Origin of the sequence: Paenibacillus sp. 2KB_22 (assembly GCF_052115745.1) — a bacterium.
In the GTDB taxonomy this organism is placed as follows: domain Bacteria; phylum Bacillota; class Bacilli; order Paenibacillales; family Paenibacillaceae; genus Paenibacillus.
Window position 1 is genome coordinate 114,970 of the sequence record NZ_JBFRHG010000004.1, and the last position, 16,325, is coordinate 131,294.

The 16,325-nt window shown below is 49.3% G+C and carries 19 protein-coding genes; all 19 read right to left on the reverse strand.

The window, feature by feature from the left end:
• Positions 1–195: 195 nt before the first annotated feature.
• A complete protein-coding gene (locus AB4111_RS22915) occupies positions 196–726 on the reverse strand; it encodes a GNAT family N-acetyltransferase (protein ID WP_442033365.1) in 531 nt (176 codons plus the stop codon).
• 255 nt (positions 727–981) lie between these two features.
• Positions 982–1,698, reverse strand: coding sequence for a glycosyltransferase (locus AB4111_RS22920; protein ID WP_442033366.1), 717 nt, complete (start codon positions 1,696–1,698; stop codon positions 982–984).
• A gap of 276 nt (positions 1,699–1,974) precedes the next feature.
• On the reverse strand, positions 1,975–2,691 hold the full coding sequence (locus tag AB4111_RS22925) for a glycosyltransferase (protein ID WP_442033367.1): 717 nt from the start codon (positions 2,689–2,691) through the stop codon (positions 1,975–1,977).
• Positions 2,688–3,629, reverse strand: a complete 942-nt coding sequence (locus AB4111_RS22930; protein WP_442033368.1) for an NAD-dependent epimerase/dehydratase family protein — start codon at positions 3,627–3,629, stop codon at positions 2,688–2,690. The genes AB4111_RS22925 and AB4111_RS22930 overlap by 4 nt, the downstream gene beginning before the upstream one ends.
• Positions 3,611–4,438: a dTDP-4-dehydrorhamnose reductase family protein gene (locus AB4111_RS22935; protein ID WP_253440481.1), complete on the reverse strand. Its 828-nt coding sequence runs from the start codon at positions 4,436–4,438 to the stop codon at positions 3,611–3,613. Before AB4111_RS22935 ends, AB4111_RS22930 begins: the two co-directional genes overlap by 19 nt.
• Positions 4,435–5,421: a polysaccharide biosynthesis protein gene (locus tag AB4111_RS22940; protein WP_017692517.1), complete on the reverse strand. Its 987-nt coding sequence runs from the start codon at positions 5,419–5,421 to the stop codon at positions 4,435–4,437. The genes AB4111_RS22935 and AB4111_RS22940 overlap by 4 nt, the downstream gene beginning before the upstream one ends.
• Positions 5,414–6,505, reverse strand: coding sequence for a non-hydrolyzing UDP-N-acetylglucosamine 2-epimerase (gene wecB / locus AB4111_RS22945; protein WP_442033369.1), 1,092 nt, complete (start codon positions 6,503–6,505; stop codon positions 5,414–5,416). The genes AB4111_RS22940 and wecB overlap by 8 nt, the downstream gene beginning before the upstream one ends.
• A gap of 14 nt (positions 6,506–6,519) precedes the next feature.
• The gene (locus tag AB4111_RS22950; protein WP_442033370.1) at positions 6,520–8,145 is read right to left on the reverse strand and encodes a glycosyltransferase family 4 protein; all 1,626 of its coding nucleotides are present in this window, start codon (positions 8,143–8,145) and stop codon (positions 6,520–6,522) included.
• A 66-nt stretch (positions 8,146–8,211) separates the two neighbouring features.
• Positions 8,212–9,351 carry a CgeB family protein gene (locus AB4111_RS22955; RefSeq protein WP_253440489.1) on the reverse strand — a complete coding sequence of 380 codons (1,140 nt, stop codon included), beginning with the start codon at positions 9,349–9,351 and terminating at the stop codon, positions 8,212–8,214.
• A gap of 60 nt (positions 9,352–9,411) precedes the next feature.
• Complete coding sequence (locus tag AB4111_RS22960) at positions 9,412–10,506, reverse strand: CgeB family protein (protein ID WP_442033371.1); 1,095 nt, start codon at positions 10,504–10,506, stop codon at positions 9,412–9,414.
• A 420-nt stretch (positions 10,507–10,926) separates the two neighbouring features.
• Positions 10,927–11,268 carry a hypothetical protein gene (locus AB4111_RS22965; protein WP_442033372.1) on the reverse strand — a complete coding sequence of 114 codons (342 nt, stop codon included), beginning with the start codon at positions 11,266–11,268 and terminating at the stop codon, positions 10,927–10,929.
• Positions 11,269–11,272: 4 nt separating this feature from the next.
• Entirely contained in the window at positions 11,273–11,569 is a 297-nt protein-coding gene (locus AB4111_RS22970; protein ID WP_442033373.1) for a hypothetical protein, read from the reverse strand.
• Positions 11,566–11,907 carry a hypothetical protein gene (locus AB4111_RS22975; protein WP_017692510.1) on the reverse strand — a complete coding sequence of 114 codons (342 nt, stop codon included), beginning with the start codon at positions 11,905–11,907 and terminating at the stop codon, positions 11,566–11,568. Before AB4111_RS22975 ends, AB4111_RS22970 begins: the two co-directional genes overlap by 4 nt.
• A 23-nt stretch (positions 11,908–11,930) precedes the next feature.
• Positions 11,931–12,218 (reverse strand): nucleoside-diphosphate sugar epimerase, encoded by a 288-nt coding sequence (locus AB4111_RS22980; protein ID WP_253440501.1) that lies wholly within the window; start codon positions 12,216–12,218, stop codon positions 11,931–11,933.
• 121 nt (positions 12,219–12,339) lie between these two features.
• A complete protein-coding gene (locus AB4111_RS22985) occupies positions 12,340–13,092 on the reverse strand; it encodes an amino acid ABC transporter ATP-binding protein (RefSeq protein WP_017692508.1) in 753 nt (250 codons plus the stop codon).
• Positions 13,089–13,799 carry an amino acid ABC transporter permease gene (locus tag AB4111_RS22990; protein ID WP_442033374.1) on the reverse strand — a complete coding sequence of 237 codons (711 nt, stop codon included), beginning with the start codon at positions 13,797–13,799 and terminating at the stop codon, positions 13,089–13,091. The genes AB4111_RS22985 and AB4111_RS22990 overlap by 4 nt, the downstream gene beginning before the upstream one ends.
• 214 nt (positions 13,800–14,013) lie before the next feature.
• Complete coding sequence (locus AB4111_RS22995) at positions 14,014–14,769, reverse strand: amino acid ABC transporter permease (protein ID WP_442033375.1); 756 nt, start codon at positions 14,767–14,769, stop codon at positions 14,014–14,016.
• A 23-nt stretch (positions 14,770–14,792) separates the two neighbouring features.
• Positions 14,793–15,632, reverse strand: a complete 840-nt coding sequence (locus tag AB4111_RS23000; RefSeq protein WP_442033376.1) for a transporter substrate-binding domain-containing protein — start codon at positions 15,630–15,632, stop codon at positions 14,793–14,795.
• Positions 15,633–15,931: 299 nt separating this feature from the next.
• Complete coding sequence (locus AB4111_RS23005; RefSeq protein ID WP_253440509.1) at positions 15,932–16,264, reverse strand: hypothetical protein; 333 nt, start codon at positions 16,262–16,264, stop codon at positions 15,932–15,934.
• Positions 16,265–16,325 lie beyond the last annotated feature (61 nt).

Sequence of the window (16,325 nt, forward strand, 5' to 3'; positions counted from 1 at the left end):
TCTTCATTTAACATGCCGGAATATTGTACAAGGGATGTCCCACATGTCATATGAATGACTGAGGACACCCCTTGTTCGCTTCAAATGTGTTCTAACGGACCGAGAACACGCTATTCACTCCATTTTACAAAAGTCTGACATGTAACGAATCCCAGAGACGTTATTTCATCCATCGCGGGGGAAATCAAGATCTTATTAATCTGTCGCCAACTTGGAATACATATTCAGATCACTGAACGTTTCGCCTACCCTCTCGTATGCTCTGAGAGTGCCCTCATATGTGAAATTGAGCTTTTGCAATAGCTTGATAGAATTCACATTATCGGGGTCAACCTTTGCCTCAATACGATTCAGCTTCATAGTTGAGAAGGCATGAGCTAACAAAGAAGAGATCGCTTCTGTCGCATATCCTTTTCCCCAGTGTGATCTGGCAATGTCATACCCAATTTCTGCTTTAAGATTGTCAAAATCCAGTGAATTATAACCACAGGAACCTATGATTTCGTTGGACTGTTGCACAAAGATAGAGAACCGAATGGCCTTATTATCCTGAGAAAGATCATTCAGAAGATTAATCATGGCTATGGCTTGATTTTCATCCGTAAAATGACTGACATTCATAAATTCAGTAACATCCGGATCAGACCAAATCTTAAACAAGCTGGCTGAATCTGATACTTTCATTTTTCGCAAATATAACCGTTCTGTGTGTAACTCTGTAATCAATACTCTTACCTCCATTAGTTTATTAATAGTTGGGTTTAAGATATTGATATCTGCGCATAGTCCAGTCCCTTCCGTGTATGAATCATTTCATTATACAGAGACTTCAGCAATCGTTCACCCTTTCTGTCCACGAATCTGTTCATAGAGCAAAAAAAGAGCTTACCACTTATAACACTTAAAAAGTGTTTCATAGGGGTGCTCTCCTGTCCATTTAACACCTATTCCCTTTAAACATCATTGGCACATCCGTCCACTTCACTTCCAATACCCACCGACCTGGAGCAAATTGTACAAAATAGGTCTATGCTTCGCCTGAACACGTTCCATCTCGGCCACCAGTGCCTTGAAGTGACGTTTGGTCCCCATTGAATCATGCAGACGATAACACATCAGGGGCTCATTGTAATAGAACAGCTCATACATCGGAAACAGTCGCAACCACATCTCGTAGTCATGGGTGTAGCGGAAATCGGTATCGAACATGCCAAACCGCTCAAATGCATCCATCTCTAACATGACAGTACAGCCGTTGATCGGACAACCTTCCAGCAGTACCTGCAACATCTCCAGACGACTTCCCACTTCCGGATGCACCGTATCCAACCATTCACTCTTCTCATTCACATAATGGTAGGCACCATGACAGAATGAAGCCTTGACCTCGCGCATAAACTTCAACTGTTTCTCCACCCGGTCCAGCAGCATCACATCATCTGAACTGAGCCAGACAAAGTAATCCCCTGTTGCCTGTTTGATGCCCTCATTCAATGCTGTCGCGGTTCCACCGTTTTCTTTGTGAATATAATGGATAGAATCCATGAATGGCTCTAGCCGCTCCACATGCTCGGTTGACCCATCATCCACCACGATCACTTCAATATGCGGATACGTCTGGTGAATGGCACTGTGAACAGCCTGCTCGATGTACGCACAATTATAAAAAGGGATGACGATCGATACTTTCGGCTCCATTCGGGGCCCCCTTCCTCCGCTTATCTCTGCATAGCGATTGCTTTCCTATATTTTATGAAAATCCATTCGATCGGTATTGGACATCTGCGGTGTCGCGGAAGCACATTTCAATCTGATACAGGATGCACCACAACTCGGTCGCTAACCTTGGATGCTTAGACCTCCGATAGAAGAACCGTTAGTCGACTTCCCCCACCTTTACTGTCTTAGGGTAAAATGCTGCGCAAAGAGGGCGTCAATCAGCCACCTTGTGGCCTCATAACTGCCCTCCTTACGCTAACCGCCAAGCGCCGCTATACGCTGCAACAACGGATCGCGATATCTCGACCATACCATGGATGCTTCTCTGCCGATGACATCCGCATGACGAACTGATCCCATTCCCCCATGCCACCGATATGCCGTAAGTGGTTCGTTCAGGTATGGGAACCGATGACCATTCAGTATAATCCGCATCCAGAGATCCAGATCATGCGTGTAGGGCAGAAGTTCATCGAACAGCCCAACTCCGCTGAACAGATCCTTGCGAATCATCACCGTGCAGCCATTGACCGGATTGCCGTGGACAAACCGCCGCAGTAAGTCCAGATCCGACATCGGTTCAGGTCCACCATGCATTTTGGTAACGGCCGAATGCTCGTTGATATAGTGAAAGTTCGTATGAGAGACGAGCACATGCTCACGCTGCATAAACTCCAGCTGATAACGGATTTTATCGGGATAAAGAACATCGTCCGAACTAAGCCAAGCTACATAATCACCAGAGGCATGACGGATACCATGATTAAGTGCCGAAGCCGTCCCGCCATTGCTTTTGCCAAGCACATTAATATAAGGGAGATAAGGCTGGAGCAGCTCTGTATGCCGGGTGGAACCGTCATTCACGACAACGATCTCCACATCGGAATACGTCTGGTTCAGCGCACTCTGAATTGCCTGAGGCACATAAGGGCAGTTGTAGAATGGAATGACAATGGATACTCTCGGATTCAACTTGTCGTCCTCCCTTGCTGGGCACGAACATCACTCAGGATATCCTGAAGTGATGTGGCGAATGGAATCATCGGTTGCCAGCCAAGCTTGCGCAGCAGTGATAATTCCTCCTGTTTCCCCGAACCGTCCGGACCAGAAGATGCTCCATCCCAGCGAACAGGGACTTCCGCTTCTGTCATGGACAAGAGCAGATCTGCAATTTCACCTAGACTGCGCTCGACGCCAGACACCACCGGGTACACTGTACCGCTGGATCCTTGTATCAGCAGGGTTGCATACGCTCTGACTGCATCCCGCACATCGAGAAAGTCACGGGTATTGTCCCGTCCGGACAGACGGAATGCCTCCGTTTTGCCCGCCTGCTCACAGGCAACAACATGGCGCGCAAGCAGGGAACAGATGCCTGTAGAAGGACCCGCACCAATCAGATTGCCCGGCTCCGCCAGCATGATCTGTTGTCCGAAGAGCGACATCCACGACAAGGACACCATCTCTTCCAGCGCTTTGCTGAGGCTGTATGGGTGCGGAGGCTGGGGAATCCGGCCAGGTTCCTGCGTATATTTTAACCTCGATCCAACAATAACGGTTCGTGCTGCCGGACAACTGCGAAGCGCATCCAGCAAATACAGCACGGCCATCACATTGGTCTCCAAGACCAGTAACGGATCAGACCATGAATCAGGCACTGAATTTTTGCCAGCGAGATGCAGCACATAGTCGGGCTGCACCTCGCTGATCAGATGACGTACTTGCTGTTTATCGTTCAGATCACAGACATGGACTTGAGTACCTTTACCAAATGAATGTACATCCGGTCTCCGGACTACCGCTGCAACCACTGCACCAACTTCCCGAAAATAAGATACAGCATGTCGCCCGGTAAAACCGGAGGCGCCTGTAATCAGTACTTTCTTGCCCGTCAGCTCTGCTCCATCCATAATGCCAACTCCTTCAGCATTGTAGAATAATCCGGCAGGTCTGTCTTCACATCCTCGCGAGTGGACACCAGCGTACGGTCCTGCACAACACTGTCATCACGTACAATCGTCACATCCTGCTTATTCCAGGTCTGCTTGAACAACACAAGCAGGTCATGCTTGCTGACAGGTGTTGGATGAGCTAGATGGATCAGACCACTAATGGATGAGGCCAGGTAATGGTCAACCCATTTGGCCAGCTCAAGTGTGGTTACACCGTTCCAGAATACGCGGGTATACCCGCCGACTTCACCTGTGCGGGACATAAACCATTGCATCAGACCAATGCCGCCTTGCCGAATTTCGGGTCCAATGATGGACGTACGGATCGTCAGATGACCTTCATCCTGAACTTCACCAAGTGCTTTGGTAATGGCGTAAGCTGAAGTCCCATCCGTAACATCATCTTCCCGGTATGCTCCCCGATCCCCGCTGAACACACAGTCTGTGCTGATATGAATCAGGCGTGCACCAATCGTATCCGCAACCCGCCGCAGACGATGCGGCAGAAACCCGTTAATATGATAGGCCGTAATTTTGTCCTCATCTGCAAAGCTGTTCAACACACCTACTGCATTAATAATCACATCCGGGTGCACCGCTTCTACCAATCGATCAACCATGAAGCTGTCGTTCACATCCAGGAGCAGACCATTGGGGTCCGTTACATCACGAGTTGTGTAGAAGACGCTGTGCACACCTTGACGGCGGAAATAGTCGACCAGAATATGGCCGGCCATTCCGTTTCCACCAAGTATCAGCAGTTTCATGACAAGAATCCTCCGCGCTTGAGAATTTCACGAATCTCCTCTTTGGTCATCAGTTGGTGTTCAGAACTGAAGCTGTTAAAGGAGACCGGGGGACAATTGGTATAATGTTCACGCAGACCTGGTATACCCAGGGTAGGAAGAATAACCAGGTACTGCTCATCGTAGACAACGGTGGTCATGCTCTCGAATTCACTCATCAATATTTCATGGATTTTCTCACCTGGACGAATGCCTCGTTCCACAATGCTCACATTCTCCACACCGGAATCCTCAATTAACACTTCCGCGAGATCAACGATTTTGCAGGTTGGCATCGTCATGACAAAGATCTCTCCGCCGACACTTTCCACCGAAGCTTTGAATAACAGGGTAATTGCATCCTTCAGCGTGAGAAAGAACCGAGTCATGCTCATATCCGTGATGGAGACCTGCCCTTTCTGCCGGATCTGATTCTTGAACAGATGTACCACACTACCGTTCGTTCCCAGTACATTCCCACCCCGTACCGTAACAAACTTGGTATCACTGTGTAACAAGTTGGCATATACAATTAATTTCTCGCCGATCGCTTTGGTCATGCCGTAGAAGTTGGACGGATTGGCAGCCTTGTCAGTTGAGATATAGATTACTTTCTCCACCTTGTTTTCAATCGCAGCTTCAATCACGTTTTGTGTACCAATCACATTGGTTTTGAGTGCTTCGTACGGCTGGTCTTCACACACCGGAACATGCTTGAGCGCCGCCAGATGAAATACATAGTCCACATGCTGGCAAGCCGCCGTCAAGGCATCCTTGTCACGAATATCTCCAATCCGGAAATGAAGACGTGGGTCTTCAAATTCACGACTCATAGCCACTTGGCTGGACTCGTTCCGGGAATATACAATAATTTCTTTGGGCTGCTGGGGCAGCAGTTGAGCCACAAGTTCATAACCCCATGATCCCGTACCGCCAGTCACGAGTATACGCTTATTTTCAAACATGCATTTTCCCTCCAAGCAGAAATTTAACCACTTTACCGGATACATCTGTTGCTTTGTAACCTTGCGGGCAATCCCAATCAGTAGACATCTGCGTCATGACTTTTACGCAATCAGCGATGCGTGTCGCGTCCAGACCGGAGACCACATTGCTGCCGCAATCCACCGTTTCCGGCCGTTCTGTCGTTCGACGCATGGTTACGGTCGGAACGCCCATAATGCAGCACTCCTCCTGCACAGTACCACTGTCCGTGAGCGCACAACGTGCATGACGTTCGAGCATTACAAAGTCGAAGAATCCAAACGGCTCGTGAAACTCCACCAGCGGGTTCATCTCCAGTTGCAGATGCTCCGCAATCCGGATCGCGGTACGCGGATGAATACTGCAGATCACACGCAACCCGTGTTCCTCTGCGACCTGGTTCAGTCCTTTCATAATCTCCAGCAAATGAGGGGCATGATCCACATTCTCGGCTCGATGCGCAGTAACCAGGAAGTATTGCCCGGACTTCAGCTTGAGCTTTTTGAGTATTTTGCTGGAACTTACTTGCGCGTCGTAGTGCTGCATCACTTCATAGATGGGATTTCCCGTGAGCACGATGCGCCTGCTTGGTACACCTTCGCTGACCAAATGTTTCTTGCTCTGTTCCGTGTAAGGCATATTAACAGTGGAGATGGCATCAATAACCTTGCGATTCTTCTCTTCAGGCACATCCAGGTCGAAGCAACGATTGCCTGCTTCCATATGAATAACAGGAACACCCATGCGCTCAGCCAATATTGCACATAATGCACTATTGGTATCACCGAGCAGCAGCAATTTATCGGGCTTCTCCTGCAATATCAGATCTTCCATCTGCGTAAACATCGAGGACAGCTGTCGTCCCAGAGAGGCCGCTTCATCCTGAAGAATGTAATCCGGTGCGCGCAGGCCCATTTCCTTGAAAAAGAGACCACTGAGACTTTCCGTGAAGTTCTGTCCCGTGTGCACCAGAATATGTTTGGAAGCGTACTGGTCCAGCTTGGAGATGATCAGGCTGAGCCGTATGATCTCAGGTCTCGTACCCAGCACCGTCATGATCTTCATCGTAATCCCTGCCTTCATCTTGTATTGGAACCCTTGCGCCCTACTCGGCTACGTCCCGCCTTGGCAGATTTGCGTCTGCGGCTAGCCGATTTCCCCATATGCGGACGCGGTCCCTTCGTTGTACGGGTTCTCCCCTTCCGTCGGCCAGTTCCGGAAGTACGTTTCAGTCCCTCACGGTCTCGGCGAGAATGAGGTGCAAGTGACTTGCGACGGCGTTTCCGCGTTTTGCCCCTCTGTTGTATCAGCTTTGCAGCTGGGCCAGTACCTGAGGCAACAGGAGCATCGTGACCCAAGGCGATCGGAGGTAATGAGGAAAGTGGCAACGCCTGTATGACAGTTAGCGGGAATAACAGTGCCCGAACCGTGACCGGCTCCAGAACCAGTACCGTGCGTAGTCCTCCCTCCCCATGGGTGTACACAGGTCCATTCGGAGGTTGGATATAAGCAAACCATCCGGGAAAACGCAATAACCACTGTGTCACCATCGTATGCAGTTTCGTCCGGTAGGTTTCAACCCCGTAGAGCCTTTCCGCTTCTGTCCGATTGCGCCACCCCGTATTCGAGGCCAGCTCTGAATCATTCAGCAAGGTTGTCGCCAAGGTGACAAGCGCTTCGGTATCACCCGGCGGGGCCAGAAATGCACCACTGCCTACGGATTCCATTAATTCCTTCAGTCCACCCTGAGCGAAAGCAATGACCGGTTTGGCAAAATAGAGACCCTCCAGTGCGGTCATGCCGAATCCTTCTTTGACCATGCTTGGGATGACCACGATATCCATTGCGGTATACGCCAGAGATACGTTCTCTTCAAATGTAGTGAAGGTAAATCGGCGTGAATACCCTGATTTTTTCACCCGTGATACACACTCGTCGTAATACTTTTTATCCGCTGGTGCCCCGATGATCCAGAAGCGACAGCGCGAATGCGTCTCACAGATCCTCAAGGCCATATCCACAAAAGGTTTCAAACCTTTGGCATCATATATAAAGGAAGAAATATAACCGATACAAGTCTGTGATGCCTTAAAACCAAGTTCCTTGCGCTTGCGCTCGCGCAGATGAACCCAGCGGTCCGGAGCGGGCAGCGCGGGTTCCCAGGTCGGCGAAATGACGGTTAGTTTGTCACTCATGCCAGCTTGATGAAATGGAGCTACCGCTGTCTCGGAGATACCGATAATCCAGTCTGCGTAACGACCAATCATCTGGATCGCCTCGGTTGTATGGTCATTCGTATGAATGATCTCGGTAATCTTCCAGATAACCGGAATCTGAAGCGACTTCGCCGCTATTGCCGGCATCACATTGACACAGGTATTCGTTAACACGAGATCGGGAGCAGTCTCCCGTATTAGGGAGACTGCTTCCTGATATGCTGGTGTGTGGCGAAGATGCTCCGCATCATTTGCAATGCCCAGGTAAGGTGTGTACACACCGTGAAGCATCGGCAGAGTGCATATTTTGACCTGAATGCCGAATCTTCGCGCTAGCCCCGCAAGCTTCCCATCCTGGGGAACAATGAGTACACATTCAAAGATCGTACCGATCTCTCTCATAAAATGAAGCAGCAGCTTCTCTGCACCTGTAATGCTGCGAGTATTGCACACATGGGAAAATAACATCATCTTTGGTTTCGTTGCCATGGCCGCACGGACCCTGTATGCGGATATCCGATACAGGGTACTGTGCACACCTCCTCCCGGCCAGGATTAAGGAAATATGATGGTTAACATTTCATTAATTCTTTTGCCATACGTGTGGTCTTTCAGGGTACGTTCGAGTCCACGAAGGGCAATCTCACGGCGTTCCTTCTCATGCGTAAGATAATATTCCACCTTGTCGAGTAACTCCTGCGGCGAGGAATAGGTCTCAATCTCCACACCCGGTTTGTAGAAACGCGCGATGTCATCCCGTGCGTCGGTCAACTGCAGCGTTGTGGAAGCGGCAATTTCAAACGTTCTCGGGTTCGGTGAGGCTGGCGGGATTTTGAGGTGATTATTATTGACGGAATCATCTTCGTGGGATCGATGCAGGTTAATGACAATTTTGGTGCCATTGTACACATCATTGGTCTCCTGCGGACTCATCCAGCGGCCGAGTTCAATCTTCTCGCCATAGGCAGTATAGTCAGGCAGACGGTCCCACCAGATTCCGTTAAATACTGTATTGTGTGACATCAACTGAGGCATGATCGGATTGAAGAAGTATACCCGGTTCCAGTAGGCCGAGCCGATAAAACTGATTTCCCGTTTTAATGGAGAAGGGGTTGTAATCGGAAAATAATGATTGGTGAATGCGGCAAAAGGGAGGTAGTGAACCGACGCGCAGCCGATTTGTCGATATAGATCGATGCAGTTCAGTTCCAACGTGAATACATGGTCAAAATGTTTGACGATATCAAGCGTCATGTCTGTATAGTACGGGTCATCGGTCAGCCAGATTGCCGTCTGAATGCCGGCTTGGCGAATCGCATCGATATGCTCGATGGGAATATCCATTCCATCCAACACAAGCACCAGATCAGGACGCGTCTGCAACGCAATTTCAGAAACCGGTTGACGCGGATCCGTGAGGGTTACCTGAGCTACCATTCCCTGTAGCGTGGCCATGATGGCCTCATCCAACGGGGAGTAAGGGAACCCTTTACCCGAAGATACATACAAGACGTGAATTTGCCGGAAAGGCAACGGTTCCTGTGCACAATTCACAATATAGTTGGCGCGACCGCGCAGGTATCCTTCTTCCTTACCTGCGTCATATCCGGCATGTTGCCCATTTTTGCGCGCTTGATCAGCCAGGCTCAGTACAGGTGCATGAACCTTTTTGGTTTTACGGTGTTTGAGAGACATACCGCCACTCCTTTATTTTTTGGGATAGGTTACTCGTTGGTGCTGTACTTCAGATGGGGATTACAGATGTTCCAGCAACTGAGCGATGCGACGAGTGAATGTGTGCTGGTTCATCGTGGTGAGAAGTCCCCGCCATGCCATCACCTGTCGCTCTTCTTCATGCTTCAGATAATAGTGAATCTTGCGCTGAAGCTCTGCTGCGTTGGTGAAGGTCTCGATGTCATATCCCGGCTTATAATAACGGGGCAAATCCGCACGTGCATCCGTAATCTGCATTGTGCCGCAGGCGCTAATCTCATACGTGCGTGGGTTAATGGAGTGACCTTCAAGATGATGGGTGTTGCGATTGTCTTCCCCATTCTCGCAAGTCCGGTGAATGTTAATGACAATCTTGGCGCCATTGTAATAATCTACTGTCTCTCCCGGAGCAATCCATCCTTCGTGGATGAAACGGCCTAGTACATCAAAACGTGCCAGTCGATTCCACTGGCTACCCGCAATGAATACCTTTTTGTCCGCAAGAAAAGGAGCCAGCTCATCAAACAAGGCAATCCGGTTCCAAAATCCGGTACCGATAAAACAAATGTCGTACTGATGCTGCGGTGCCGCGCGACGCGGTTGAAACATCCCCGGATTCACCGCAAGTGGCATATAGATAACCCGGTTCGCTCCATGTCCTTGATAGAATGGCACAGCGGCCTCTTCATGCGTGAACACGACATCATAGTGTTGACACAGGGACACTGTATCTTCGGTGAAATACGGATCATCCACAAACCACACGGCTGTTCGAATACCGAGTGCACGTATGCCCTCCACCTGCTCCAGATGATCCGGGGGAAATACATGCAGACCATTCATAACGAGCACAACATCTGGCCGATGCTGACTGGCTTCCTGCAACATCGTTGCTGGCGATCCAACAACGCATTCACGTACAGACTGCTGCAGGGCCAGGGTGACACCTTCATCAATGGCATCGAACCCTTGCGGAATGTACAGCACCTTCATGTCCCGCAGGGTTGGTTCAAACATCTGCACCCGCTCCATCATGGCTTGACAGCCGCCAAATCTGCGGCCTTCTGCATATCCGCCGCGGTAAGCTGTCTCCGCTTCAGTTAGCGGACGGTGTCTTCGTTTTGCCACATTCTTCACCCTGTCTTCCTTCAGGAGATCTCACTTCCAGACTCTCCCCGAGATTGGTCTTCCCTCTAAAGGATATGCCTCGGGGTCAGATGCATCATGGACGGGTGTCCTGCAAGGCGCAAAATTGGCGCTTGCCCTCCACATCCGCCTGTACGGGCATGTCCGCTTTTGCGGCGATGCAAATAGCCCGGAGGGATCTGTCCCCCGGGCTATCATCATTTGTTAGAAGATGTTCAAATAAGTCCGCTTTTGATTACGAAGGATGCCTATCGGCATCACCAGCATCAAATATGGAAATCAGCCGAAATAAGCGGGAGGCTTACGAAGTACGTTTCCTTTGGAAACATTGCGGTTGCTCACGTAGTCTTCCCTACACTCAGCACTCTTGGATAGGTATCATTCCATGCAGGAATAACCGTGTCTACTCGGTTACTGAGCTTTGTACGCCAGCTGATGTCCGTCCTCGAATCCCTTGGCGAAACCCGCGTTGAATCCCTCGTTGTACGCCTCGTTGTATCCCTGGCTGTACGCACCGTCCGGATTCGGATCGGTAGGGGTAGCCGGGACGATGGGTTGTACGGGCTTCGGACTCCGGTGCCGCCGTACCGTACGTTTCTTTTTTTTGAGCCACGCACTGCGTCCTTTAAGTGGGCGTTTGTGAAGAACACGTTTGGCTCTGAGCGCACGCAGCTTGCGAATCTTGTGCAGACGGGCTCCACGAGTTACCAAAGCTCTTTTGGTTCTCAGTCGTATTTTCTTCTTCTTTAACATGTCATCATTCCTCCTGTATGTCCCGAACGATACGTATCGCACACCCGGGGTCTTTGAGCCACGGCAAGCCAGGCTCCCCATGCTGGATTCGGGCCAGCCTGATTCCCGTAACCATACGAGACATTTCTCCCTGATAACGACTCAGCAGACGAATGTTCTCGGCCAGACTGCGGGCGGATACTTCCGAATGAGCGGTTACACTGGCTACACTGTCCAGAATGCGTGCCAGCGCCTGCTGACTGTGTGCAATGGATTCAATGAGGGCCAGTTTAGCTTCCTGCTCACGCCGCATCAGACTCATTTTCCCATGTCTCCCAGATCCATGCCGCCAAACATGCCACCGTCCATACCGCCGCCATCTTCGCTATCGTTCTGTACCATCACCGCTTTGAGATTGTTGCACAGTCCGGTCTCCATTCGGGTTAATCCTTCCAGCAACTCCACCAGCTGATCATGCATTTTGAGTGGCTCGCCTACCTGATCCCCGTGCGTCAGAAAGGTATCCCCATTCAGATGATTCAGCGTCCAGTTCCGTACCTTCTCGGCCTCAATCGCTTTTGCCTCCAGGATTAGGGCAATATTCCACTGCATCTTGGCTGCTGCGTCCAGCATCAGAATGAGGCTCTGTTCTCTACTCATGTTCCATCACCCGCCTTCCGGGCTTATTCTTCCTCTTGAACTGCAATCTCCCGCATGACTTGGGTCAGCGTTTCGGCTACCGCCTCTTCCAGATCTGCAAGGCCTCCCAAGTAAGAAATAATGCTTTTGTTGATTTGCCCAGAGCTATCCAGCAGACCCTCAACGCCATCCAACTCCGGTTCGATATCTGGCAAATGATTGATGATTTCAGACATGCGTACAGCGACTTGGCGTTTGGCATCCAGCACACGTGCGATCTGCTGGTGAGAATGTGCAATATGTGTGATGATTTCATCGATTTTGCTCTGCATGGTCCTCCTCCTTACCGTCACGGCCTGCTTCACCCATAGAAAAACCCGGCCTATCAGCATTTGCCTGTTACAGCATATGCCGGGCCGGGATCGTCAGTTACTACAGCTTGCGCCTATATCGTCAGATGACATAACTCCAGTCAGAAGAATACCGACTGAGGAATTGGCGAGTACGTTCCTGCTTGGGACGCACAAATACCTCTTCCGGGGTTCCTTCCTCTACAACGGAACCTCCATCCATGAAAACAACCCGATTGGCCACCTCACGGGCAAACCCCATTTCATGGGTGACTACAATCATGGTAATCCCCTCTTGAGCAATGGAGCGGATGACAGACAACACCTCACCCACAAGCTCAGGGTCTAGCGCCGAGGTCGGTTCATCAAACAAAATCACTTCGGGATTCAGTGCCAGTGCCCTAGCGATGCCCACCCGTTGCTGTTGTCCACCGGACAACATACTCGGGTATTCATTGATTTTGGCAGACAGTCCGACTTGTTCAAGCACACGCAAGGCACGAGTACGGGCATCGGCTTTGGACATTTTCTGGGCAATGATCAACCCTTCCGTGACGTTATCCAGCACAGTCTTATGTTTGAACAGATTATAATGCTGAAACACCATCGCCGTTTTTCGTCTCAACTGCACAATGTCATGTTTGCGTGCATGCTTGCAATCTACGGTCAATCCACTGATCTGAACCTCACCCTCATCGGCACGTTCCAGAAAATTGACGCAGCGCAGCAGCGTTGTTTTGCCTGATCCACTCGGTCCAAGGATTGCAACGACATCACCCTGTTCCACGGTCAGATCAATTCCCTTCAATACTTCCTGCTTGCCAAATGTTTTGTGTATGTTCGTTAGTGTAATCATGACACGCCTCCTTTGCTGTACACTGCAACTCGACGCTCAAGCAAAGCGGTGATCCGCTCGGCAATGATGGTCAGCCCCCAGTAGATAAACGCGGCGGCGATAAAGGCCTCCAGAAATTTCAGACTGACGGATGCCACCACATCCGCTTTACCGAGGATGTCCATCTGAGATACGGTAAAAGCGAGTGTTGATCCATGCAGGAACCCAACAAACATGCTGCACAGATTAGGCAAGACCGCCCCGATCGCTTGAGGGATGATGATGCGCCTCAAAGCCTGGAATGTGCTCATACCCACAGCGTGAGCGGCTTCCATCTGGCCGATATCTACAGCGAGAATACCTGAACGGATAATCTCGGACATATAGGCACCCGCGGTGAGCGAGAAGGCAATCAGTACAAATACGAGAATTGGGATCGATGAGGATTGGAAAGCCCAACCGTAACGTTCCGCCAGCTTATCAATGATCATCGGAATACCATAATAGATGAGGAATAGATGCATCAGCATCGGTGTTCCACGCAGGAAAGAAACGTAGAATTCAGCAATACGGTGAATCCACCGCACACGATATATACGGATCAGAGCCGTAGCGAGACCGATTCCGAAGCCTGCAATCAACGGCACAATCGTAATGACGAGTGTCAGTGGCAATGCCTTCAGAATTTGAAAAAAAGAGGTATAGATAAAATGGAGATCAATCGACATATACTCACCCCGCTATTCGTTTCAGTGCGAGTTCAAAAAGTCTGGTTTTCAGTACCGAGAAGATGGAATGAAGTTAGAAATGGAGTAGCGGAGCGTAGGGAAAACTACGTGAGCAACCGCAATGTTTCCAAAGAAACATACTTCGTAAGCCTCCCACTTATTTCGGCTGAATCTCAACTTCGATGCTGATGATGCCACCAGGCATGATTCGTAATCAAAAGCGGACTTTTTGAACAACCTCTTTCAGGCGTTTGGCTCGAATTGCCGGTTTGTGTACGACCCTCTTGCGTTCATGACGTTGGAGTCTGCGTTCTGCAACGGCAAATCCTTTTTCAAGCACAATAACAATGACATAATAGACCACAGACAGACTGATATACACTTCAAGTGCATGCGATGTAGCCGAAATTAACGTCTGCCCTCTGCCGACCATATCCATAACACCGATGGAGAAGGCCAGAGAAGTATCCTTCAATGAGCCGATTAACGTATTGGCCATGTTTGGAAAAGCAACAATTAGTGCCTGCGGAACGACAATCCGCCGAAAGGACTGGAATGTCGTCATCCCCGCAGCATAGGCTGCTTCCGTCTGACCTTTATCCACACTGCGCACTGCTCCGCGAAAGATCTCGGCAAAGGATGCCGCATCACTAAGCGCATAGGTGACAATGACAAATAACAACGGGTCGGTTCTTGACAGGTCGATGCCAATCGGTTTGAGCAACTCGGGAAATCCGTAATACACCAGGAACAATTTGATCAGGATCGGTGTGCCCCGCATGAATGAGACGTACAGGGTAGCCAGCTGGCTTAGTACCGGAATCCGATACAGCCGGGGAACGGCCAGAAGCACGCCGCCCACCAGTCCCAGCACGATGGAACCACCCAGTACAATCAGTGTTATATGCAAATATCGTAGCAGTTCCGGGATGAAATCCAGAACCAATGACAGATCAAATGATTTTCCCATTACCGCTGCACACCTCTCTCAGACTACTCTTCAACCGTATAGTCAGCTCCAAGCCACTCTGTGCTCAGTTTGCCTAATGTTCCATCTTCTTTGATCGATTTTAGTGCTTCATCCACTTTGGTTTTGAGCTCCTGCTCATCTTTGTTCAGAATGAAGTACACTTTGGAGTTGGAGAGCGCATCTCCCACCGTTTTCAACTGAGCATCAACCGCTTTATTCTGATAATCAATGGCAAATTGAGTGCTGATGGTTGCATCGACCCGGCCTGTTTTGATCTGGGTAATGGTATCCTCACCTGCTCCGGAATATACGATATCAATCCCGTTACCGTTCGCTGCATTCCATTTCTCAGCAAGTACAGCCGCATTACTCGTAGCACCAACAATCAATTTTTTACCCTTCAGATCCTCAATCGATTTTACTTCCTCATTTTTCTGACTGACGACAATTTTATTTGGGAAAATATTATAGGCTTCATCATTAAACAGGAACTTGGCCTGTCGCTCATCATTTACTTCCATCTGGTGCGCGATCAGGTCAATTTTTTTCGTTTCCAGACTCAACAGCAGGTTTTTGAAATCCATGGTGCTGAATTCGAATTCATACTCAGGCAAACGTTTATCGATCTCCCGGATCAGTTCCACATCATAACCTGTTAACTTGCCATTCTCATCAATGAAGCAGACATTCGGGAACTGTGTACCTGTTCCTACAATGATTTTTTTCACTTTTGTGTCGCCTGCTGCCGAAGCAGATTCTGACTCATTGCTTGCAGTACCTGTGCTGCATCCAGCCAGGACCGCCAGCATTGTAATGAACAGCAGTGCTGTCCGGAATTGTTGAATCCCCCGTTTTTTAACCATTCCCAATCTCCTCCACAGGCTGTTATCACAGCGAATATGATGTGTACTCCCATTCCTATATCCTATTAACAAACCATTCTTACTTGTATAGTCGGAATTAGGTTGAACAAAGAATATCATTACAAGTTCTCTTTGGGCAATAACTAAACTAATAGGACATCCTGATAAGGTTATAGAACTTCTCTATAGTAGACGAAAAAGCCATCCCCAATATCCATTGGCGGATGGCTTTTTCATGTATGACTCTCGTTAGATTATATCCTGTTGGCGTTACACCACTTCGTACTTTACTCTCTCATCTATCTGCGACTTGCCCATTTAATTTTACGCGCAACTTCCACTCGTTGTAATTGCAAGAGACCGATCCGTTCCTCGAACTTCTTGCGTTCATCCATGGAATGAGCGGCATGAATCTGATGGCACAGACCTGTTAATTTGCTGTTAATATAATCAAAGCGTGTCCATAATTCCTCTTCAGGTGTGCGCTGCTGCTCCGTTGCCGTCTGAAATATTTTGAGTTGGTGGATTAAGGATTGCTGCCATTCCTGATCTTGAATTTGGATGGCAAAATGCAAAAGATCCAGATAGTCATCGATTTGCAACGAAACGCCGCAATCAGGTTTAGTGTTCATCGTCGTCTCTCCTTATTTCAGTACTTGGCTGGAATCAATTACTTCTATCTTACAGGAACAA